The organism is Brevundimonas sp., from assembly GCF_044336875.1.
Classification (GTDB): domain Bacteria; phylum Pseudomonadota; class Alphaproteobacteria; order Caulobacterales; family Caulobacteraceae; genus Brevundimonas.
This window is the reverse complement of record NZ_JBIIOP010000013.1, coordinates 47,072-67,425: the sequence shown is the minus strand read 5'-3', so window position 1 is coordinate 67,425 and position 20,354 is coordinate 47,072. Positions and strand designations below refer to the sequence as shown.

Here is a 20,354-nt window from a genome sequence, read left to right as displayed (position 1 = left end):
TTTTCGGGAACAAATAGTGCACAACTCAAGGATGCCGGACACGCAGCCCCAGCCCTCTTCGACGGACATGCCCGACCTTAACGACGCACGGGCCCTGCTGTCGCGCGTCTGGGGCCATGCCGACTTCCGGGGTCTGCAGAGCCGGGTGGTCGAGCAGATCCTGTCTGGGGGCGACGTACTCGCCGTGCTGCCGACCGGCGGCGGCAAGAGCGTCTGCTATCAGATCCCCGCCATACTGAGGCCCGGCCTGGGCCTGGTGGTCTCGCCCCTGATCGCCCTGATGACCGACCAGGTCGAGGCGCTGAAACAGCAGGGGGTGGCCGCCGCCCGGCTGGATTCCGGCGTGTCGCTGGACGAGCGGTCGGCCATCTGGGCGGCGGCGCGGTCGGGCGATCTGGATCTGTTGTATGTCTCGCCGGAAGGTCTGGCGGCGGGGGCCATGATGGACCGGCTGGCCGAACTGCCGCTGAGCCTGATCGCCATCGACGAGGCCCACTGCGTCAGTCAGTGGGGCCACGACTTCCGGCCCGACTATCGCAACCTGGGTCTGCTGGCCGAGCGGTTCCCGGACGTGCCGCGCATCGCGGTGACCGCCACCGCCGACGCCCGGACCCGCGACGACATCCTGCGTTCGCTGCGGCTGGAGGGGGCCCAGGTCTTCGTCGACAGTTTCGCCCGGCCGAACCTGCAGCTGTCGGCCGAGCGCAAGGAGAGCGCCTCGCGCGCCAAGACCGACGCCCGGGTCATCGAACTGGTGCGCGAGCGGCGCGGCAAGTCGGGCGTGGTCTATTGCGGCAGCCGCGACGGCTGCGACCGGGTGGCCCAGGCCCTGCGCGACGCCGGGACCAACGCCATCGCCTATCACGCCGGCATGGATACGCGCGAGCGCGACCGCCGGCTGGAGCGGTTCCTGGCCGAGGAGGGCGCCGTCATGGTCGCCACCATCGCCTTCGGCATGGGGGTGGACAAGGCCGACGTCCGCTTCGTCATCCACGCCGATCCGCCGGGGTCGCTGGAGGCCTATTGGCAGGAGATCGGACGCGGCGGACGCGACGGCGAACCGGCCGAAGGGATCACCCTGTACGGCCCGTCCGACATCGCCTGGTCGCTGCGCCGGCTGGACAGCCGACCGATGGCCGAGGAGGTCAAACAGGTCCAGGTGCGCAAGACCCGCCAGCTGTTCGCCATGCTGGACGGCGCCGTCTGTCGCGCCCAGGCCGTTCGCCGCTATTTCGGCGAGCACGACGCCGACCGCTGCGGCGTCTGCGACATCTGCGGCGACCCGCCCCAGCTCTATGACGCCACCGTCCCGGCTCAGAAGGCCCTGGCGGCGGTGCAGCGTCTGGGCGGCCGGTTCGGGCGCAACCGGGTGGTCGACCACCTGACCGGCCGGACCAAGGACGTCCAGCCGTGGGAGCAGAACCTGTCCACCTGGGGGATCGGGCGGGAGATTTCGCTGACCAGCTGGCGCGAGATCGTCGACCACCTGCTGTTCGAGGGGCTGCTGGTCGAGGATCCCAACGACGGCAAGCCCCTGGTCGGGCTGGGCGATTCCGAGGCGGTGCGGGCGGTCTACAAGGCCGAACGCCAGATCGAGGTGCGGCGCGCGCCGTTGCGGGCGGACGCCGCTCCACGTCGTCGCGACCGCTCGGGCGAGGGGCGCAACGCCGCGCTGGAGACGATGGACGCCGACGTCCGCGCCCGGTTCGAGGCCTTGCGCGCCTGGCGCCGCGACCGCGCCTCGGAACAGCACGTCCCGCCCTATGTCATCTTCCAGGACAAGACCCTGCTGGAGATCGCCCACGCCGAACCCGGCGACCTGGCCAGTCTGGGGGCCATCTCGGGCGTCGGTCAGTCGAAGCTGGACCGGTACGGCAAGGGGGTGCTGGAGACGTTGGCGAGGGGCCAGGATTCCGACGAGCCGAGGCCGTCCGACATCGTCGATCGGGCGCGCGATCTGCGGCGCGACATGAGCCTGCCCGAGGTTCAGCTGTGGCAGGCGCTGAGGGGCGAGAAGCTGGGCGGCCTCAAGTTCCGCCGCCAGCATCCTATGCCGCCCTATGTGCTGGACTTCTATTGCGCCGGGGTCCGACTGGCGGTCGAGATCGACGGGGACAGCCACGAAGGCCGCGCCGCGCAGGACGCGCGCCGCGACGCCTTCATGCTGGACCAGGGCATCCGCACCCTGCGCATCCCGGCGCGCTCGGTCCTGAACGACATCGACGCCGTGACCGACCACATCCTGCGCGAGGCGCGGGGCGGTTCGTAAAAGACCCTCTCCCGCGCAGCGGGGGAGGTGGCCCGGCGTTCGCGAAGCGAACCAGGGTCGGAGGGGGAAGTCTTCTTGCTGAAGCAAGATGAACTCCCCCCATCGTCAGGCGTGTCGCTGCGCGCCAAGGCCTGACACTTCCCCCGCAGGCGGGGGAAGGTCTTATCCCAAAAACGTCCGGACGGCGGCCTGGAAGCGGTCAGGCTGGTCGATCATGACCTGGTGGTCGGCGCCCTCGATACGGACGAAGCGGGCAGGGCGGCGCAGGTCGGAGAAGCCGTAACGATACAGGCCCTCCAGCCGGTTGCGCGGGCTGTTCGCATCGGGGGTCCAGCCATAGACCACCGTCACCGGGGCCGTGATCTCGCGCAGGCGGCGGCGCAGGTCGACGGTCAGGGCCTCGTACAGGCCCTGGGCCAGGACGCGGCGGTCGCCGCCCTGAAGGCCCAGGCCGTCGAACACCATGTCGCCGGCCAGGCCGAGGTCGCCGCCCAGGGCCGAGACCTGGCTCTTCAGCGCCTGGTCCCCGAACAGCATCAGGGCCTGATAGCCCAGCCGGGCCAGGGGCTCGACCTCGCGCGCCGTGACGCGGGAATCGACCAGGGCCGGGAAGAAGGGGGCGGAATCGACCACCATGACCCGACCAACCCGGTCGCCCAGGTCGGCCGCCACCCGCAGGGCGATCTGGCCGCCCAGGGAGTGGCCGATCAGAGCCGGCTTCTGCAGCCTCTGCTCGCGGATGAAGCGTTCGATCTCGGCCGCCGCCGGGCCGGCCAGACCGCCGCTGGCGTTGGCCCCGATGTCGGTGGAGCCGAAGCCGCGCAGGGTGACCAGATGGACCCGGTAGCGGTCGTCCAGCCGGTCCGCCGTCGACCGCCAGGCCGCGCCGGTCGAGCCCAGCCCGGGGATGAAGACGATGTCGGGGCCGGAGCCGCGCGTCTCGACGATGATCCGGTCCGAGCGGAAGGCGGGGGCGAAGCCCTGCAGCAGGGGCGGCTGGGCCTGGGCCGAGGTCTGGGCGGCGGCGAGCGACGGCAGGGCGACCATCAGGGTCGCGAAAAGGGGCAGGAGCAGACGGATCATGATCCGCCCCTAACGCGGGATCGCGGCGATCGGTTGACCGATCACCGGCCCTTGAAGTCCGGCTTCCGCTTTTCGACGAAGGCGGCCATGCCCTCCTTCTGGTCGTCGAAGGCGAACAGGGAGTGGAACAGGCGGCGCTCGAACCGGACGCCCTCGGCCAGGCTGGTCTCAAGGGCGACGTTGACCATCTCCTTGTTCATCATGACGGCGAGCGGGCTCTGGGCCGCGATCTTGGCCGCCGCCTCGCGGGCCTCGTCCAGCAGACGGTCGCCGGGGACCACGCGGCTGACCAGGCCGGCGCGTTCGGCCTCGACCGCGTCCATCATCCGGGCGGTCAGGATCATGTCCATGGCCTTGGACTTGCCGACCAGGCGGGTCAGGCGCTGCGAGCCGCCGATGCCGGGAGCCACGCCCAGATTGATCTCGGGCTGGCCGAACTTCGCCGTCTCGGAGGCGATGATGAAGTCGCACAACATGGCCAGTTCGCAGCCGCCGCCCAGGGCGAAGCCCGAGACGGCCGCGATGATCGGCTTCCTGAACCGGGTGATCCGGTCGTGGCCCAGGGCGAAGAAGTTCGCCTTGGTCATGTCGGCGTAGGTCTGGCCCGCCATCTCCTTGATGTCGGCGCCGGCGGCGAAGGCCTTGGTCCCCGAGCCGGTCAGGATCAGGCAGCGGACGCTGTCGTCGCCCTCGACCGCATCAAGGAAGGCGGCCAGTTCGCCGAACAGGGTCAAGTTCAGGGCGTTCAGGGCCTCGGGCCGGTTCAGGGTGACGACCGCATAGCCGTCGGCGTTCCGCTCGATCAGCAGGGTGGAATAGGCGTCGGCCATGGGCGTTTCTCCTTCGTTTCGGCGGTCATACAGGGCCGGGGATCAGGGCGGAAGCGTCGCGGCGGCGCCGGGACGACGGGCCGCGCGCTCGGCCCGGCGGCGTTCGGCGCGGTTCAGCGGAGAGGAGTCCGATTTCGACTGTCCTTCCCTCCCCTTCGCCGCCTCGTATCCGGCGCGCGCCTCCACCCGCTGCATGACCTGCGTCAGGGCGGCCAGCTCGTCGGCGGCGACGTCGGCCCGGGACAGGACGCGGGCGCGGCGCTCGTTGCGGACCTGCTGCAGGGCGGCCAAGGCCTCGGCCTCCACGCCGCGGGCGGAACGGGTCATGGCGCGCATCCGCTCGGCGCTCTGGCGGTCGATCTCGCGGTCTTCGGCGCGGGCGGCGTCGGCCATGGCGGCGTGATGGCGCATCCAGCGCAGGGCCTCGGCGACCCGGCCCTGGGCCTGGGCGTGGGCCGCCCGCTTCCAGGCGTCGGCCATCAGGGCGGCGCGGTCGGGGACCGGGGCCTGGGGATCATAGGGGTCGGGGGCCGGCCCGGCGGGGACGTCGACGCGGCGCCAGCAGCCCTTTCTGGCGCGACGCCAGAAGGCGGTCTGGCCCAGGCCCAGCCGGGCGCAGACGGTCTCGGCCGTATGACCCTGCTGGTAGAGGCTCCGGGCCTGATCCCAGAGGTCGGCGTCGTAACGGCGACGCGGCGAAGGCGGCGGCGAGAGATCGGTCATGGACCGAAGCCTGACGCGCGCCTGCGTCAAATCCGGTCGCAGCGTCTCAGCGGCGCGGCAGCAGATAGAGGGTCGTCGCGAACCGGGCCAGTTCGGACAGGACGACGCAGCCCATCAGGAGATTGGCCAGCAGGACCAGCAGATTGGCCGGGATCGCGACCCGCAGCAGGGCCTGAATCGCCCCGCCGCCGAACAGACCGAAACAGAACAGGGTCGCCGCCAGGGCCGCGACCAGGCCGATCAGGGCCATCAGCGACAGATGGCTGGCCTCCAGGGCCGCGCGTTTTTCGGCCGCCCCCTCGCGCTGGTCGCGGCGCGGCAGCAGCCGGGCGATCAGATTCAGCACGCCCTCGGCGACGCCGATCAGCAGCAGGCCCAGGACGAACAGGCCGCCCATCTCGCCCGCGAAACCCTCGCGGTTCAGCCCGCCGTCGATCACGGCCGAGACCAGCACCCAGGCATAGAGGCCCCAGACCGCGACGGTGACGAGGATGGCGATCCAGAGGTGGCGCTGGCGCAGGGTCATGTCGGGGATGTGGCACGACCGACGGGGCGGAAGGAAGGCCGACAGACCAACCATTTCGGCCAGCTCCAGCATACTTTTCCAGTCTCTTCCTGTGCTCATATCCAGCGTACGCAGATCGCCTTCTTGTAGACGCCCAACCGGCTCTCACCATTCGAAAATCAGAACATAGAGAGTGTTGTCGCCACTTGGCCTCGCTCGCCACCTTTGGCAATGATCTCGAGATGCTATGCACGGCCTACTCCACCACGAACTAGCACCGATCGAAACTTCCCACGGTCGAGAACTCTTGTCAGTTGCTCTTACGAAAGATGCACGGTACGCCTTGGCCAAACCATTAACGTGATATTCCATGCCTGACGCCCAGATTTCGCTTAGAGACTTCAACACATTTGGTGACGTCGCCGCCGAAGACGACGCCGTTCTAGATTACTTCCTCGCCACAAAGGCGGTTGGGAGCATCGAGAACAGTACGGTGTTTATGGCGCTTGGCCGGAAGGGAACTGGTAAAACGGCACTAGTTCGTTATTTCACCGAAGGTGCGGCGAAACATCAGTCTTCTAAGCCTTTGAATCTCAGGGGATACCCGTGGAAAGTGCACGCCGCGCGGATCGATCATGGGGCATCCGAAATTGAGGCGTATGTGTCGTCATGGCGCTATTTAATCGCTGTAGAACTAGCCTCACTGGTTCTCGCCCATCCAGACTCTTTTAGGAGCTTGCACTCAAAGTCATTGGCTCAGTTTCTAAAAGATAACTACGGCGGAATCACTCCAAACCTTGGAGAGATTTTAAGACCCGCGAAGCTTATTTTATCCAAGCTGTCTTTGTCTCCATCAGTTATGGGAAACGCACTTGGCGGCATTGATTTAGACAGAAAGGGAAAAGATCGAGACTTCGGTCTAGAAATGAACGCCCTGACCTCAGCAATCATGACCTCAGTCATCGAGGTAGCAAAGGATACCGGCCAAAGACACTTAACTTTGCATTTCGACGAACTTGATCAAGGAATGTCTAGACTAGAAGACGACCGGGCACACATGCTCGTGGGACTTATATTGGCAGCTCGTGATGTTCGTCGAAACGGCGGCACAGAAGACGTTGCCATCTCCCCAATTGTCTACCTACGAACCGACCTCTGGGAAGAGCTGCAGTTTTCGGACAAAAATAAAATCACGCAAACGGTGGCACTCCACATCGCCTGGAATCCCACCAATCTGCTTGAGCTAGTCGAAACCCGCCTTAAGGCAAAACTCGGCCCTCATGCGCTGTGGACGGACATTGCCGAACCTGATTTGATGCGCGGGTCTCAAAAGAAATGGGATCACATCTTGGCGCGTACATTCCTCAGACCAAGAGATGTTATTCAGTTTCTAAACATAATACTAGCCGAAGCTAAGCGCCGAACCGAAGACCCGCTCCATCTAACCAACCCAGATATCGTTAATTCTAGGGATGAGTATTCACGATACCTGAAACAAGAGCTTGACGATGAGATAGGATCTCACTGGCCCGAGTGGGAAGAAGCACTTCGCGCCCTGTCAGCAATAAGCACAATAACGTTCGAACGAAAAGAGTTCGAAAAGGAGTATGGATCAAGAAAATCAAGCAAAAATCAGGTAGAAGCAGAAGAAGCTTTGGCGCTCCTCTACAGATTTTCAGTTATTGGATATGATCGTCGCAGCGGCTATGGCGGATCTTCATGGGCATTCCAATACACAGACCCTGAGGCCGGTTGGGATAGCGCCGCCAATCGATTCAAGGTCCATCTCGGCCTCAAAGAATATGCGAAACTTCGAGAGACGAGAGCCTAGCTGCCATGGACGAACCGCTCACAATTTAAGGCTGAACACCTCCATCACACAAACCCTATAATCTCACCTCCCCTGACAGCTCGGGCAGTAGAAGGTGGACCGTCCGCCCTGGACGATGCGGGCGACGACGGCGGTGCAACCCTCGCCCCGGCAGGGTTCGCCTTCGCGGCCGTAGACGTCGAACCGGTGCTGGAAATAGCCCTGGCCGCCCTCGGCGTTGGCGAAGTCCTTCAGGGTCGAGCCGCCTGCGGCGATGGCGTCGTTCAGGACGTCGCGGATGACCGCCGTCAGGGTTTCTAGCCGGCCTCTCGACAGTTCGCCCGCCGCCGTCAGGGGCGAGATGCGGGCGCGGTACAGGGCCTCGCAGACATAGATGTTGCCCAGGCCCGCGACGATACGCTGGTCCAGCAGGCTGACCTTGATGTTCTGGACCTTGCCGGCGAAGGCCTCGGACAGGTGGGCGCCGGAGAAGCCGTTGCCGAGGGGCTCCGGCCCCAGGCCGGCGAACCAGGGGTGGGCCTCGACCGCCCCGGTCGGGATCAGGCCCATGAAGCCGAAACGGCGGGCGTCGGCGTAGCCGATGCGGGTGCGGCCGCCCGGTCCTGACGAGGGGGTGGCGCAGGCGCTGAAATGTTCGTGCTTGCCGGCGATGGGGGCCGGTTCCTCGAACTCGCCCAGCTGGCTTCCGTCCAGGGTGAAACGGCCGGTCATGCCCAGATGGGTGATCCAGGTCTCGCCGGTCGACAGGGGCATGAGCAGATATTTGGCGCGGCGGTCGACCCGCAGCACGGTCGCCCCGTCCAGCCGGTCGACGAACCGGTCGGGGAAGGGGAAACGCAGGTCCGGGCGGTTGATCCGCACATGGCTGAGCCGCGCGCCCTGCAGCACCGGCGTCAGGCCGCGTCGGACGGTTTCGACCTCGGGAAGTTCAGGCATGGAGAGGGGATAGACCGGCTGTGGGGCGTCGCCAAGCGGGGGTTTGGGGGGTGGGGTGTGGGGGGGGGGGTTTGGGGACAAATCGGTTCGTCGGAAAGCAGTCGCCACGCCCTACACCCTACACCCCATGCCCCATGCCCCACGCCCCGAACCCCACACCCCACACCCCACACCCTATCTTCCGTATACGGATCGACAGCAACCCCGCCGACACTCCGCCCTCATCCGCACGACACAGGCGGCGGGTATGAGGGGCGCCGACGACCATCCGGGGGGACGATCGTGACCGACTTCACCGCAGTTTCCGCGCCGCAGACCGTCCGGTCCGGCGCCCGGGCTTTCGCCCTCGGTCTTCCTCGCCTGCCGCGCCTGTCCAGCGAGGAGGCGGCCATAGCCGCCGCCGCGACCATCGTCGGGCTGAGCGCCGCCTTCCTGATGTTTCCGGGCGTCGATCTGGCGGTCAGCGACCTGTTCCACCGGTCGCGCGACGGCTTCTTCCTGTCCGACAATCCGGCCCTGCGCGCCCTGAGGAAGAGTTCGACCTTCGTCATGTCGCTGATGCTGCTGGCGGCGATCGGGCGCTGGATCTGGCGGGTCGTGCGGCGGCGCAAGGCCGATCTGGCGGCGCGGCGCGCCCTGTTCGTCATCGGCGGCCTGGCCCTGGGGCCCGGCCTGGTGGTGAACAGCGTCTTCAAGGAACTGTGGGGCCGCGCCCGGCCGGTGGACGTGCAGGTCTTCGGCGGTCACGACGCCTTCACCGCCGCCTGGGCGCCCAGCGATGCCTGTCAGTCCAACTGCTCCTTCATCTCGGGCGAGGGCGCCGGGGCGGCCTGGATGGTGGCCGCCGCCCTGGTCCTGGCGCCGCGCCGATGGCGGCCGGTCGCGGTGGGTCTGGCCCTGGCCTATGCGGTCAGTCTGTCGGCCAACCGCATCGCCTTCGGAGGTCATTTCCTGTCCGACGTCCTGCTGTCCTGGGCGGTGACCGCCCTGGTCCTGGTCCTGCTGTATCGCGGCATGAAGACCGGATTGGCCCTGATCCGGCGAGGCCGGACGCGCCCGGCGCTTCTGACCGCCGCCTGAGGCGCCTCGCCCGAGACCCGTTGCCGCGCGCGACAGAATGCGCTTACGTCCGCCGCGAACGTGGGGACTATCCGATGACTGACGCCGCCGCCGCCCCGAAGGGCCGGCTTGAACTGACGCTCCGCGCCCTGGTGCTGGGCTGTCTGCTGGCGGTGATCTTCACCGCCGCCAACACCTATCTGGGCCTGCTGGTCGGACTGACCTTCGCCTCGGCCATTCCGGCGGCGGTGATCTCGATGGCGGTGCTGCGGGCCTTCCGCACCTCGACCATCTGGGAGAATATGACCGTCCAGACCGTGGCCTCGGTCGGCGGGGCCATGAGTTCGATCATCTTCGTCCTGCCGGGCCTGGTGATGATCGGCTGGTGGCTGGAGTTTCCCTTCTGGCAGTCGGTGGCCATCTGCATCCTGGGCGGGGTGCTGGGGGTGACCTTCTCGATCCCGCTGCGGCGGGCCCTGGTGACCAACGGCGGCCTGCCCTATCCCGAGGGCGTCGCCGCCGCCGAGGTGCTGAAGGTCGGCTCGCGCGGGGCCGAACAGACCGAGAGCGCGGTGCGCGAGAACAAGTCCGGCCTGTGGGTCGTGGTCGCCGGCGCCGTCGTCTCGGCCGGATACGCCCTGCTGGTCGCGGGCCGGGTCTTCGCCGGCGAGGCCGCGAAATTCTTCAAACTGCCCGCCGCGCTCGGCGGGGGCGCCACCGGCATGGGCTTCGGCATGCAGTTCGCGCTTCTGGGCGCCGGGCATCTGATCGGCCTGACCGTGGGTCTGGCCCAGCTGTTCGGTTTGGTCCTGGCCTGGGCCATCGCCGTGCCGATCCTGACCAGCCCCGACACCGTGGCCTGGCTGACGGCGCACGGGATTCCGTCGATCGCCTCCACCCTGCCCGCAGGCGCGCCGGCCGAGGAACTGGCGAGCACCGTCTGGGCCCGCGAAGTGCGGTTCATGGGGGCCGGCGTGATCGGCGTCGCCGCCCTCTGGACCCTGGTCAAGCTGGCCGGGCCCCTGATCGGCGGCCTGACCTCGGCTTTGGCCGCCAACGCCAAGCGCGCCCACGGCGAGGTGCTGGAGCGGACGGAACAAGACCTGCCCATCAGACTGGTGGGCGCGATCTCGGTGGTCTGCCTGGTCGGGATCGCCGGCCTGCTGGCCTGGTTCGCCCAGAGCGCCCCGGCCCTGGCCGGTTCGACCCCGCTGCTGGTGATCGGCGGCCTGGTCTATGTGGTGCTGATCGGTTTCGCCGTCGCCGCCATCTGCGGCTATATGGCCGGGCTGATCGGCTCGTCGAACAGCCCGGTCTCGGGCGTCGGCATCCTGGCCATCATCATCGCCTCCCTGCTGATGCTGGGGGTGATGGCCATCGCGGGCGTGCCGGCCGATCCGTCGATCATCGCCTTCGCCCTGATCGTCACGGCCGTGGTCTTCGCCGTCGCCGTCATCGCCAATGACAATCTGCAGGACCTGAAGACCGGCCAGCTGGTCGAGGCCACGCCCTGGCGTCAGCAGATCGCCCTGATCGTCGGCGTGGGCGCCGGGGCCATCGTCATTCCGCTGATCCTGAACCTGCTGAACCAGGCCTTCGGCTTCGAGGGCGGCCCGCCGGCCATCGTCGAGGGCGCCAAGACCCTGGCGGCGCCCCAGGCCACCCTGATCTCGGCCCTGGCGCGCGGCGTCATCGGCGGCGACCTGCGCTGGGACCTGATCGGTCTGGGCGCGGTGATCGGCGTGGTCATCATCGTGCTGGACGCCGTCGTGTCCAAGGCGACGAACGGCAAGGTCAAGCTGCCGCCGCTGGCGGTGGGGATCGGCTTCTATCTGCCGGCTGCGGTCACGACCATGCTGGTGATCGGCGCGGTGTCGGGATGGATCTACGACAAGGCGGTCTCGTCCACCCGTTACGCCGATGTGGCGCGGCGGATGGGGGTGCTGCTGGCCTCGGGCCTGATCGTGGGCGAGAGCCTGTTCGGGGTCTTCACCGCAGGCGTCATCGTGGCGACCCGCGACGACGCGCCCTTCGCCATGCTGCCCGAAGGTTCGGCCTGGCCGGCCATGCTGGCGGGGATCGTGGCCTTCGCGGCGGCCGTGTTCGGCCTGTACGCCTGGACGCGGAAGCTGGCGGCGAAGGTCTAAAGACCTCTCCCTCCCCCAGCGGGGGAGGGGGGCTGAGCCGAAGGCGAAGCCGGGTGGGGGCGGCAGGGCGACGTCCCACAGATCTGTCTTTGATTAGGCAGGTGCGGCCTTGCCGGCCGCCCCCACCCGGTCGCTTGCGCGACCACCCTCCCCGGGACGGGGAGGGAGAAGCCGGGGTCAGCGTCGGGTCGCGACCATCATATAGTTGATGCCCGCATCGTCGCTCTGGCTCCAGCGGTCGTTCAGCGGGTCGTAGTTCAGGCCGTAGGGGCCCTCGACCGTGACCGGTTCCTGCGACAGCATCGACCGGATCTCGTCGGGTTTCAGGAACTGGCGCCAGTCGTGGGTGCCCGGCGGCACCCAGCCCAGCACATATTCGGCGGCGATCTTGCCCAGGGCCAGGGACTTCAGGGTGCGGTTCAGGGTGGCGACCATCATCACCCCGCCCGGCCGGACCAGACGCGAACAGGCGCGCACGAAGGCCTCCGGATCGGCGACGTGTTCGATCACCTCCATGGTCAGGACCACGTCGAACGGGCCGACGCCCTCGGCCTCGATCTGTTCGACGGTGGCCGGGCGATAGGCGATGTCCAGGCCGACCATCTCGGCATGGGCGCGGGCGGTGCCGATGTTCTCGGTCGAGGCGTCGACGGCGGTGACGGCGAAGCCCATCCGCCGCATCGGCTCGGCGATCAGGCCGCCGCCGCAACCGACGTCCAGCAGGGTCAGGCCCTCGAACGGACGGATGGTCCTGTCGTCGCGGCCCAGGCGGGCGCACAGCTGTTCGCGGATCAGCTTCAGCCGGGCCGGATTGAAGCGGTGCAGGGGAGCGAACGGCCCGTGCGCGTCCCACCATTCGGCCGCCTGGGCCGAGAAGCGGGCCACGTCGGCCGGGTCGATCGATGCGCCGCGAGCGGTTTCTGACGATTGCATGGAGCGGTCGTGTCAGCGCACCAGGATCACGTCAATCCCCAGATCCAGCCGAGCCCACAGCCGGTCGGCCGTCAGGACGGGCGCGCCTTCCCTTTCCGCCAGGGCCAGACAGGCCCGGTCGCCCAGGGACAGGCCGAAGGCGGCGGTCAGGGGCGCCAGCCGCCCGGCCCGGTCCGCCAGGGTCGCCTCGAACGGCGCGATCTCGCAGCCCAGATAGAAGGCGCGCGCCGGATCCAGCCCGCGACGGACCAGGTAGCCGATCACCTCGGCCAGATTGACCGCGCTCATCAGGCCCGTGGCCAGATGGGGGGCCGTCGCCTCGGCGCCCGGCTCGCCCATCAGAAAGGCCAGGGCGGCGGAGGCGTCCACGACATGACGAACGCTCATCCCCGGTCGTCGAATTCGCGCATGGCCTCCAGTCGCCGCTCGGCGATCAGTTCGTCGACGGCGCTGGGCTGGATCCGCGCCCGGTCCGCCGCCGCCCCGGCGTCCATCAGGACCAGATCGCCGTGGAAATTGCGTGCGACGAAGACCGCGCCAGGCCGCACCCTCCACGCTTCGGGCAATGAAATTCGGCCCTGGTCGTCGACCACCAGGCGCTGTGGAAGGGGAGTCGCCTGGTCGGCGAAGGGACGGCCGTCTTCCGACACCCCGCGCGCAGTCGCCGGCTTCCCGTCCGTCGGTTCGCCCGCCCGCCCGGCCCGCACGACCCCGGCCCGCACGACATTGGAGACGAACTGGTCCTTCACCCCTACGCGACGAGCGATGTCGGCCTGGCGGAAGCCGTGCGCCGCCAGGCGTCGAATGCGGGCGGACTTGGTCGGAAGGTCGTCGATCCGGACGTCCTCGATCCGCGCCTCGCTCGGAACCCGGGTCGCCCGCGCCCGCCGCGCCCGGGCCTCGTCCGCGACCAGAACCTGGCGCACCTGCTGATACGACCGGTCCACCGCGCGCGCGATATCGGCCCGATCCATCCCCTGGGCCGACAGGCTCCTTATCTGATCGGATATGGAGGGATGTTTCTTCATGGTCATGAAGTTACTTCAAATCCCGCAAAGCGACAACGGCGACATTGTTAAGCCGGGCGAGGCTGGGTAGAAGCACGGGATTCAGACGGTTCGCGAGTTCCCTCCCCCATGACACGACTGGTGATGAAGTTCGGCGGCACCTCCATGGGCGACCTCGAACGGATTCGTCGTGCGGCGCGGATCGTCGCCGCCGAGGCCGCCCAGGGCAAGAAGATCGCCGTCGTCGTCTCGGCCATGGCCGGCAAGACCAACGAGCTGGTCGCCTGGACCGACGGCGCCGGACAGGCCGCTGCGGGCCTGCCCCTGTCGGACGACGAATATGACGTGGTGGTCGCCTCGGGCGAACAGGTGACGGCCGGCCTGCTGGCCATCACCCTGAGGAACATGGGCCTGAACGCCCGGTCGTGGATGGGCTGGCAGGTGCCGATCGTCACAGACGAGGCCCACGCCCGCGCCCGCATCATCGACATTCCCGGCGAGAAACTGGGCGCCGCCGTCGACGCGGGCGAGATCGCCATCGTCCCCGGCTTCCAGGGTGTGACGACCGAGGGCAAGATCACCACCCTGGGCCGCGGCGGCTCCGACACCTCGGCGGTGGCGGTGGCGGCGGCGCTGGAATGCCCCTGCGACATCTATACCGACGTGGACGGCGTCTATACGACCGACCCCCGTATCGAGAGCCGCGCGCGGCGCCTGAACAGGGTCTCCTACGAGGAGATGCTGGAGATGGCCTCCCTGGGGGCCAAGGTGCTGCAGACCCGCTCGGTCGAGCTCGCCATGGCCAAACAGGTGCCCGTGCGCGTGCTGTCCAGCTTTATCGAACCTGACGAAAACGGCGCCCTGCCCCACGAGGCCGGCACCCTGATCTGCGACGAGGAGGAGATCGTGGAAAAACGCATCGTGTCCGGTGTGACCATGAGCCGTGACGAGGCCCGCATCACCCTGCTGGGCCTGTCCGACCGCGTGGACGCCCCCGCCGACGTCTTCACCCGCCTGGCCGAGGCCAACGTCAATGTCGACATGATCGTGCAGAGCCAGTCTCGCACGGCCGGGGCGGTCAATCTGACCTTCACCACGGGACGCCGCGACGCCGTGCGCGCCGCCGACCTGATGAAGGCGGCCCAGGCCGAGATCGGCATCGAGGAGATCCGCGTCGACGAGGACGTGGCCAAGGTCTCGGTCGTCGGCGTCGGCATGAGAAGCCATGCGGGCGTGGCCCAGACCATGTTCAAGGCCCTGGCCGACAAGGGGGTCAAGTTCCAGGCCATCTCGACCTCCGAGATCAAGATCAGCGTTCTGATCGATGCGGCCTATGCCGAGCTGGCCGTGCGCGCCCTGCATTCGGCTTACGGCCTGGACGCTGTATAGGTGATTTGAACAGGGCGCTTTCTGCGCGGGAGCCACGATGCCGGCAGGCGGCGCGATGACCAGGGGACCACGGATCCTCCTGCGCCAGATCCGCGAGGCTCTGGGCGGGGCCGGCGCAGGCGCGACCCCGGCGCAGGACCGTCTGAACATGGTGGTCCGCATCATCGCCCGGTCGATGGTGGCCGAGGTCTGCTCCATCTATCTGCGGCGCGCCTCGGGCGAGCTGGAGCTGTTCGCCACCGAGGGCCTGAACCCCGACGCCGTGCACAACACCCGGCTGCGGCCCGGCGAGGGCCTGGTCGGCGAAGTGGCGCGGATGGCCCAGCCGATCAGCCTGTCGGACGCCCCGACCCATCCGGCCTTCTCCTATCGTCCGGAAACGGGCGAAGACCCCTATCACGCCTTCCTGGGCGCCCCCCTGCTGCGCGGCGGCCGGGCCATCGGCGTCCTGGTCGTCCAGAACCGCACCGAGCGGCGCTATGACGAGGAAGAGGTCGAGGACATCCAGACCATCGCCATGGTCCTGTCCGAGACGGTGTCGTCCGGCGAACTGCTGGACCAGGACGAGCTGCGCGACGTCGAACTGGCGCCCCACCGGCCCGAACGGCTGAAGGGCCAGAAGTTCGGCGACGGCCTGGCGGTCGGCCAGGTGGTGCTGCACGAGGCGCCCCTGGCCCCCGAGAAGCTGCTGAGCGAAGACCCGGCGATGGAGGAGGCGCGGCTGAAACTGGCCCTGGCCACGCTGAAGACCGGCCTGGACGCCATGCTGGACAAGGGCCAGGGCCTGGCCGGCCCCTCGTTCGAGGTGCTGGAAACCTATCGGATGTTCGCCGACGACCGGGGCTGGAACCGGTCGCTGGAGGAGGCGGTGCGCAACGGCCTGACCGCCGAGGCGGCGGTGGACCGGGTCCGCAACGAACACCGCGCCCGCTTCGCCCAGGCCCGCGACCCCTATATCCGCGAGCGGCTGCACGACTTCGAGGATCTGGCCAACCGGCTGCTGCGGGTGCTGGCGGGGGACAAGCCGGGCGAGCGGTCCCTGCCCGACGACGCCATTCTGGTGGCGCGCAACCTGGGGCCGGCCGACCTGCTGGAATATCCCCGCGACAAGCTGAAGGGCCTGTTGCTGGAGGAAGGCTCGGCCGCCAGCCACGCCGCCATCGTCGCCCGCGCCCTGCAGATCCCGTGCGTCGGCCGTCTGATGGGTCTGCGCGACCGGCTGTCGGAAGGCGATGTGGTCATCGCCGACGGCGAGACCGGCGAGGCCTATCTGCGCCCCCGCCCCGACATGATCGAGGCGGTCCAGTCGCGGATGGCCGTGCGCGACCAGCGCCGCGCCGAGTTCGCCCAGCTGCGCGACACCCCCGCCGTGACCCTGGACGGCCAGCGCATCACCCTGCTGACCAACGCCGGTCTGGCGGTGGATCTGGAGAATCTGAACGAGACCGGGGCCGAGGGCATCGGCCTGTTCCGCACCGAGTTCCAGTTCATGGTCTCGGACGAACTGCCCCGGCTGGACGCCCAGACGGCCCTGTACAAGCTGGTGCTGGACGCCGCCGGCGACCGACCCGTCACCTTCCGCACCCTGGACATCGGCGGGGACAAGGTCCTGCCCTATCTGGAGGCCGAGCGGGAAGAGAACCCGGCCCTGGGGCGTCGCGCCATCCGCCTGGGCCTGGACCGGCCGTCCCTGCTGCGGATGCAGCTGCGCGCCCTGCTGACGGCGGCGGCGGGCCGCGAACTGCGCGTCATGTTCCCGATGATCGCCACGGTGGACGAGTTCCGCGCGGCGCGGGAGCTGGTCGACATCGAATGCGCCTGGGCCAAGCGGCGCGGCCGGGCCCTGCCGGCCCTGCTGCGCGTCGGGGCCATGATCGAATGCCCGTCGGTGCTGTGGCACCTGGACGCCCTGCTGCCCCTGACCGACTTCGTTTCGATCGGCACCAACGACCTGTTCCAGTACATGTACGCCGCCGACCGGACCAATCCCCTGGTCTCGGACCGTTACGACCCGCTGTCGCCCCCGACGCTGCGGGCGCTGCAGGCCATCCAGAAGGCCTGCGCCGACACCGGCACCCCGGTCTCGATCTGCGGCGAGCTGGCGGGGCGGCCGCTGGAGGCCTTCGCCCTGATCGTCCTGGGCTTCACCCGTCTGTCGGCCCCGGCCGGCGGCGTCGGCCCGGTCAAGCGGATGATCCTGTCGGCCGATCTGGCGGCGGCGCGGCGCGGCATGACCAATCTGCTGAACCTGTCCACCGGCTCGGTCCGCAACGAGATCGAATCCCTGGCGCGCAAGCTCAACGTCGTCGCCTGACGACAACCGTCGCGCGCGCTGCAACGCGGCGAACGCGTTGCCCCGGCCGCCATTATGGTTTATCCACAGGACGCATAGGATCGGCCTCCGGGGCGGGGCGAGCCTGCTCACGAAGAATGCTATCGGACGGGTCCGTTTTGAGTACGGGGCGGCGCAAGCCCGTCCCGAGTGCGAGGTCAGGCGTCATGGCGCTGGATGCGGGGCGCGCCCCGGAAGAGTTCAAGTCTGATCCGGACTGGAAGGACGCCGCGCCTTCCATCGCCGAGGCCGCGACTCTGGGCGACGGCCTGCGTCGGGCGCGGGACCTGTCGGGCAAGTCGATGGCGGAACTGTCGGCCGAGACCAAGGTCCACCCCCGCTTCCTGACCGCCCTGGAACAGAACGACTGGTCGTCCCTGCCCTCGCGCGTCTTCGCCATCGGCTATGTGCGCGGCTATGCGGCGGCCCTGGGCCTGGACGAACAGCTGGCCGTCGAACGGTTCAAGCGCGAGAGCCCCGACACCTCGGCCCCGCTGAAGGCCCCGATCGGCATCGCCTTCGAGGACGTCAAACGCCATTCGCCGCGCATCATCGCCGGCGTCGCCATCGTCGCCGTGGCCATCATCGGCTGGAACGTCTTCCAGCGCGTCAGCCTGAGACAGGCGCCGCGCCCGTCCGACATCGCCGCCGTGCCCGAGAGCTGGCGCCTGGGCGACGTGCCGGGCCAGGGCGCGATCCAGAGCGGAGCGATCGACCTGGGCGCGCCCGAGGCGGCGCCGCGCGACCAGACCACGCCGGCCCTCTATATCACCCCCGGTCTCGAGGCCGAGCTGACCGGCGTCGATCCCAATGATCCGGCCGTGATCGCCGCCATCGAGGCGGCGAACAACGCCCCCGTCCAGAAGGCCTTCAACCCGCGCGGCGCCGTCTATGGCGCGGCGGCCACCGCCTCCCAGGTCGTGATCCAGGCCAAGAAGGCCGGCGCCCTGGTCGTCCGCCTCGGCGACGGACAGGCCCTGTTCGCCCGCCAGATGGCGCCCGGCGAGGCCTGGCGCGCGCCCATGGGCGTGGCCGCCACGGTCGATGTCTCGGACCCCGCCGCCTTCGACGTCTATCTGAACGGCGAGCATGGGGGCGTTCTTCCGGCCGTCCTGACCCCGCTGAGCCAGCTGAACAGCCGCGCCGCCCAGATGGCCCACCAGATGGCCGAGACCCAGGCCCGCCTTCAGGCCCAGGCCGCCGCCGCCCGCCTGGCCCAGCAGGCGGCCCAGCAGGCCGCCGTTCAGCCGACGTCGACGACGACTTCGCCAAACTGATCGGCGCCCCGTGGCCCCGCCGGCTTCATCGGCCTATATGTGGCTGCGATGAGCGATCACACACACGTCCGCCCCTGGCGCCATATCGAGCGCCGCAAGAGCCGCCAGATCCGCGTCGGCTCCGTCCTGGTGGGCGGCGACGCCCCGATCAGCGTCCAGTCGATGACCAATACGCCGACGTCCGACGCGGCGGCGACGATCGACCAGATCCGCCAGCTCGAGGAGGCCGGCGCCGACATCGTCCGCGTCTCCTGCCCCGACGTGGAGTCGACGGCGGCCTTCAGGACCATCGCCCGCGAGGCCAAGGTTCCCTTGGTCGCCGACATCCATTTCCACTACAAGCGCGGCATCGAGGCGGCCGAGGCGGGCGCCGCCTGCCTGCGGATCAATCCGGGCAATATCGGCAGCCCCGACCGGGTGCGCGACGTGATCCAGGCCGCCAAGGATCACGGCTGTTCGATGCGGATCGGCGTCAACGCCGGCTCGCTGGAACGGGAGCTGCTGGAGAAATACGGCGAGCCCTGCCCCGACGCCATGGTCGAGAGCGCCCTGAACCACGCCCGCATCCTGCAGGACCACGACTTCCACGAGTTCAAGATCTCGGTGAAGGCGTCCGACCCTTTCCTGACCGTGGCCGCCTATCAGCAGCTGGCGGAGGCCATCGACTGCCCCCTGCACCTGGGGGTGACCGAGGCCGGGCCGCTGCGCACCGGCACGATCAAGTCGGCCATCGGCATGGGGTCGATGCTGTGGGCCGGGATCGGCGACACCATCCGCGTGTCGCTGGCCGCCGATCCGGTCGAGGAGATCAAGGTCGGGTTCGACATCCTGAAGTCGCTGGGCCTGCGCCACCGGGGCGTCAACATCATCGCCTGCCCGTCCTGCGCGCGTCAGGGCTTCAACGTCATCGAGACGGTGGCGGTGCTGGAAGAGAAGCTGGCCCATATCTCGACGCCGATGAGCCTGTCGGTGATCGGCTGCGTCGTGAACGGTCCGGGCGAGGCCCTCTATACGGACATCGGCTTCACCGGCGGCGGCAAGGGGGCGGGCATGATCTATCTGAACGGCAAGATCGCCCACAAACAGGCCAATGACGGCATGATCGACCACATCGTCGGTCTGGTCGAGGAAAAGGCCGCCGAGCTGGATGCGGCGCGGGCGGCTGCGGAAATCGGGGCGGCGCCGAACCCCGCGCTGGAACCCGCCGAATAGGCAGGGTCCGGCGGCGGGCTCGGCCGCCTCAGATGATCTTGAACAGCCGCAGGGCCTGGTAGCCGGCCGACAGAAGCACCACGGCGCCGACGCCGTAGGTCAGGATCTGGCGCGGGGCGACGCGGGCGATGATCCCGGCGAAGGGCGCCGCCGCCAGACCGCCCAGGATCAGACCCAGGATGGCGGTGGCGTGGGTGGCGAAACCCTCGGCCTGGTCCCAGTGGCCCGTCAGCAGGGCCGCCAGGAAGGTGGCGGAGATGGCCGCGGTGACGAAGAATTCCGCCGTATTGGTGGTGCCGATCGACATGCGCGGATCCTGGCCGGCGCCGACCATGGTGGTGGTGACCGTCGGGCCCCAGCCGCCGCCGCCGATGGCGTCGAAGAAGCCGCCGACCAGGCCCAGCGGACCGGCGAAACGGGTCGGGAAGATCCGGTCGCGCGTCTTCTTGGTGGCGCGCCAGATGATGACGCCGCCCATGATCGACAGATAGGCGGTGATCCACGGCTTCAGCACGTCGCCGTCGATACTGGTCAGGACGAAGGCGCCGAAGCCGCCGCCCACGACCCCGCCCAGGGCCAGGGGGATGAACAGTTTCCAGTTCACGTTCTTGTTGGCTGCGTGCGACCCGGCCGACGCCGCAGTGGTGAAGACCTCGGCCGCATGGACGCTGGCCGAGGCGGTTGCGGGCGGCACGCCGAACGACAGCAGGACGGTGGACGAGATCACCCCGTAGGCCATGCCCAGGGCGCCATCGACGATCTGGGCCAGAAACCCGACGAACAGGAAGGTGATGAAGTCTTGCATGGCCGCTCCGAAGGTC

The 20,354-nt window shown here is 68.5% G+C and carries 17 protein-coding genes and 1 pseudogene; 9 read left to right on the top strand and 9 right to left on the bottom strand.

All coding sequences use genetic code 11. The features are described 5' to 3' along the window. Nucleotides 1–31 precede the first annotated feature (31 nt). Nucleotides 32–1,897: pseudogene (gene recQ / locus ACIQ1T_RS14225) on the top strand (DNA helicase RecQ); the annotation flags it as partial. Further along, nucleotides 1,883–2,269, top strand: coding sequence for an endonuclease domain-containing protein (locus ACIQ1T_RS14220; RefSeq protein ID WP_395945224.1), 387 nt, complete (start codon nucleotides 1,883–1,885; stop codon nucleotides 2,267–2,269). The pseudogene recQ and the gene ACIQ1T_RS14220, both read left to right, overlap by 15 nt. 162 nt (nucleotides 2,270–2,431) lie before the next feature. On the opposite strand, the gene ACIQ1T_RS14215 is transcribed toward ACIQ1T_RS14220, so the two are convergent. Genes ACIQ1T_RS14215 through ACIQ1T_RS14200 form a run of 4 tightly spaced genes read right to left on the bottom strand, consistent with a single transcriptional unit; the run spans nucleotide 2,432 to nucleotide 5,503 of the window. Then, nucleotides 2,432–3,352 carry an alpha/beta fold hydrolase gene (locus tag ACIQ1T_RS14215; protein WP_395945200.1) on the bottom strand — a complete coding sequence of 307 codons (921 nt, stop codon included), beginning with the start codon at nucleotides 3,350–3,352 and terminating at the stop codon, nucleotides 2,432–2,434. A 41-nt stretch (nucleotides 3,353–3,393) separates the two neighbouring features. Beyond that, a complete protein-coding gene (locus tag ACIQ1T_RS14210; RefSeq protein ID WP_395945199.1) occupies nucleotides 3,394–4,182 on the bottom strand; it encodes an enoyl-CoA hydratase-related protein in 789 nt (262 codons plus the stop codon). A gap of 42 nt (nucleotides 4,183–4,224) precedes the next feature. Further along, a complete protein-coding gene (locus tag ACIQ1T_RS14205) occupies nucleotides 4,225–4,905 on the bottom strand; it encodes a hypothetical protein (RefSeq protein ID WP_395945198.1) in 681 nt (226 codons plus the stop codon). A gap of 46 nt (nucleotides 4,906–4,951) precedes the next feature. Beyond that, the gene (locus tag ACIQ1T_RS14200; protein ID WP_395945197.1) at nucleotides 4,952–5,503 is read right to left on the bottom strand and encodes a hypothetical protein; all 552 of its coding nucleotides are present in this window, start codon (nucleotides 5,501–5,503) and stop codon (nucleotides 4,952–4,954) included. Between the two features lie 277 nt (nucleotides 5,504–5,780). Here ACIQ1T_RS14200 and ACIQ1T_RS14195 point away from each other — a divergent pair, with 277 nt between their 5' ends. Continuing rightward, complete coding sequence (locus tag ACIQ1T_RS14195; protein WP_395945196.1) at nucleotides 5,781–7,241, top strand: P-loop ATPase, Sll1717 family; 1,461 nt, start codon at nucleotides 5,781–5,783, stop codon at nucleotides 7,239–7,241. 63 nt (nucleotides 7,242–7,304) lie between these two features. Here ACIQ1T_RS14195 and mutM read toward each other — a convergent pair whose 3' ends face one another. After that, nucleotides 7,305–8,177 carry a bifunctional DNA-formamidopyrimidine glycosylase/DNA-(apurinic or apyrimidinic site) lyase gene (mutM, locus tag ACIQ1T_RS14190; RefSeq protein ID WP_395945195.1) on the bottom strand — a complete coding sequence of 291 codons (873 nt, stop codon included), beginning with the start codon at nucleotides 8,175–8,177 and terminating at the stop codon, nucleotides 7,305–7,307. Nucleotides 8,178–8,459: 282 nt separating this feature from the next. On the opposite strand from mutM, the gene ACIQ1T_RS14185 reads away from it, so the two are divergent. Both ACIQ1T_RS14185 and ACIQ1T_RS14180 read left to right on the top strand, forming a co-directional pair. Next, nucleotides 8,460–9,257: a phosphatase PAP2 family protein gene (locus ACIQ1T_RS14185; protein ID WP_395945194.1), complete on the top strand. Its 798-nt coding sequence runs from the start codon at nucleotides 8,460–8,462 to the stop codon at nucleotides 9,255–9,257. Nucleotides 9,258–9,331: 74 nt separating this feature from the next. Then, nucleotides 9,332–11,383 (top strand): OPT family oligopeptide transporter, encoded by a 2,052-nt coding sequence (locus ACIQ1T_RS14180; RefSeq protein ID WP_395945193.1) that lies wholly within the window; start codon nucleotides 9,332–9,334, stop codon nucleotides 11,381–11,383. A 177-nt stretch (nucleotides 11,384–11,560) separates the two neighbouring features. Here the strand turns inward: ACIQ1T_RS14180 and ubiG are convergent, their stop codons facing one another. The 3 genes from ubiG to ACIQ1T_RS14165 are packed head-to-tail and all read right to left on the bottom strand — an operon-like array spanning nucleotide 11,561 to nucleotide 13,350. Further along, the gene (gene ubiG, locus ACIQ1T_RS14175; RefSeq protein WP_395945192.1) at nucleotides 11,561–12,316 is read right to left on the bottom strand and encodes a bifunctional 2-polyprenyl-6-hydroxyphenol methylase/3-demethylubiquinol 3-O-methyltransferase UbiG; all 756 of its coding nucleotides are present in this window, start codon (nucleotides 12,314–12,316) and stop codon (nucleotides 11,561–11,563) included. Nucleotides 12,317–12,328: 12 nt separating this feature from the next. Continuing rightward, nucleotides 12,329–12,703: a type II toxin-antitoxin system VapC family toxin gene (locus tag ACIQ1T_RS14170; RefSeq protein ID WP_395945191.1), complete on the bottom strand. Its 375-nt coding sequence runs from the start codon at nucleotides 12,701–12,703 to the stop codon at nucleotides 12,329–12,331. Continuing rightward, nucleotides 12,700–13,350 carry a hypothetical protein gene (locus ACIQ1T_RS14165; protein ID WP_395945190.1) on the bottom strand — a complete coding sequence of 217 codons (651 nt, stop codon included), beginning with the start codon at nucleotides 13,348–13,350 and terminating at the stop codon, nucleotides 12,700–12,702. The genes ACIQ1T_RS14170 and ACIQ1T_RS14165 overlap by 4 nt, the downstream gene beginning before the upstream one ends. Before the next feature lie 102 nt (nucleotides 13,351–13,452). Between ACIQ1T_RS14165 and ACIQ1T_RS14160 the strand changes: the two genes are divergently transcribed. The 4 genes from ACIQ1T_RS14160 to ispG all read left to right on the top strand — a co-directional run bounded on the left by ACIQ1T_RS14160 (nucleotide 13,453) and on the right by ispG (nucleotide 19,533). Beyond that, the gene (locus ACIQ1T_RS14160; RefSeq protein WP_395945189.1) at nucleotides 13,453–14,712 is read left to right on the top strand and encodes an aspartate kinase; all 1,260 of its coding nucleotides are present in this window, start codon (nucleotides 13,453–13,455) and stop codon (nucleotides 14,710–14,712) included. 55 nt (nucleotides 14,713–14,767) lie between these two features. Further along, nucleotides 14,768–17,026, top strand: a complete 2,259-nt coding sequence (gene ptsP / locus ACIQ1T_RS14155) for a phosphoenolpyruvate--protein phosphotransferase (protein WP_395945188.1) — start codon at nucleotides 14,768–14,770, stop codon at nucleotides 17,024–17,026. Nucleotides 17,027–17,211: 185 nt separating this feature from the next. Continuing rightward, entirely contained in the window at nucleotides 17,212–18,321 is a 1,110-nt protein-coding gene (locus tag ACIQ1T_RS14150) for a helix-turn-helix domain-containing protein (RefSeq protein ID WP_395945187.1), read from the top strand. Nucleotides 18,322–18,369: 48 nt separating this feature from the next. Further along, nucleotides 18,370–19,533 (top strand): flavodoxin-dependent (E)-4-hydroxy-3-methylbut-2-enyl-diphosphate synthase, encoded by a 1,164-nt coding sequence (gene ispG / locus ACIQ1T_RS14145; protein ID WP_395945186.1) that lies wholly within the window; start codon nucleotides 18,370–18,372, stop codon nucleotides 19,531–19,533. 28 nt (nucleotides 19,534–19,561) lie between these two features. Here ispG and ACIQ1T_RS14140 read toward each other — a convergent pair whose 3' ends face one another. Further along, nucleotides 19,562–20,338, bottom strand: a complete 777-nt coding sequence (locus ACIQ1T_RS14140; protein WP_395945185.1) for a sulfite exporter TauE/SafE family protein — start codon at nucleotides 20,336–20,338, stop codon at nucleotides 19,562–19,564. Nucleotides 20,339–20,354 lie beyond the last annotated feature (16 nt).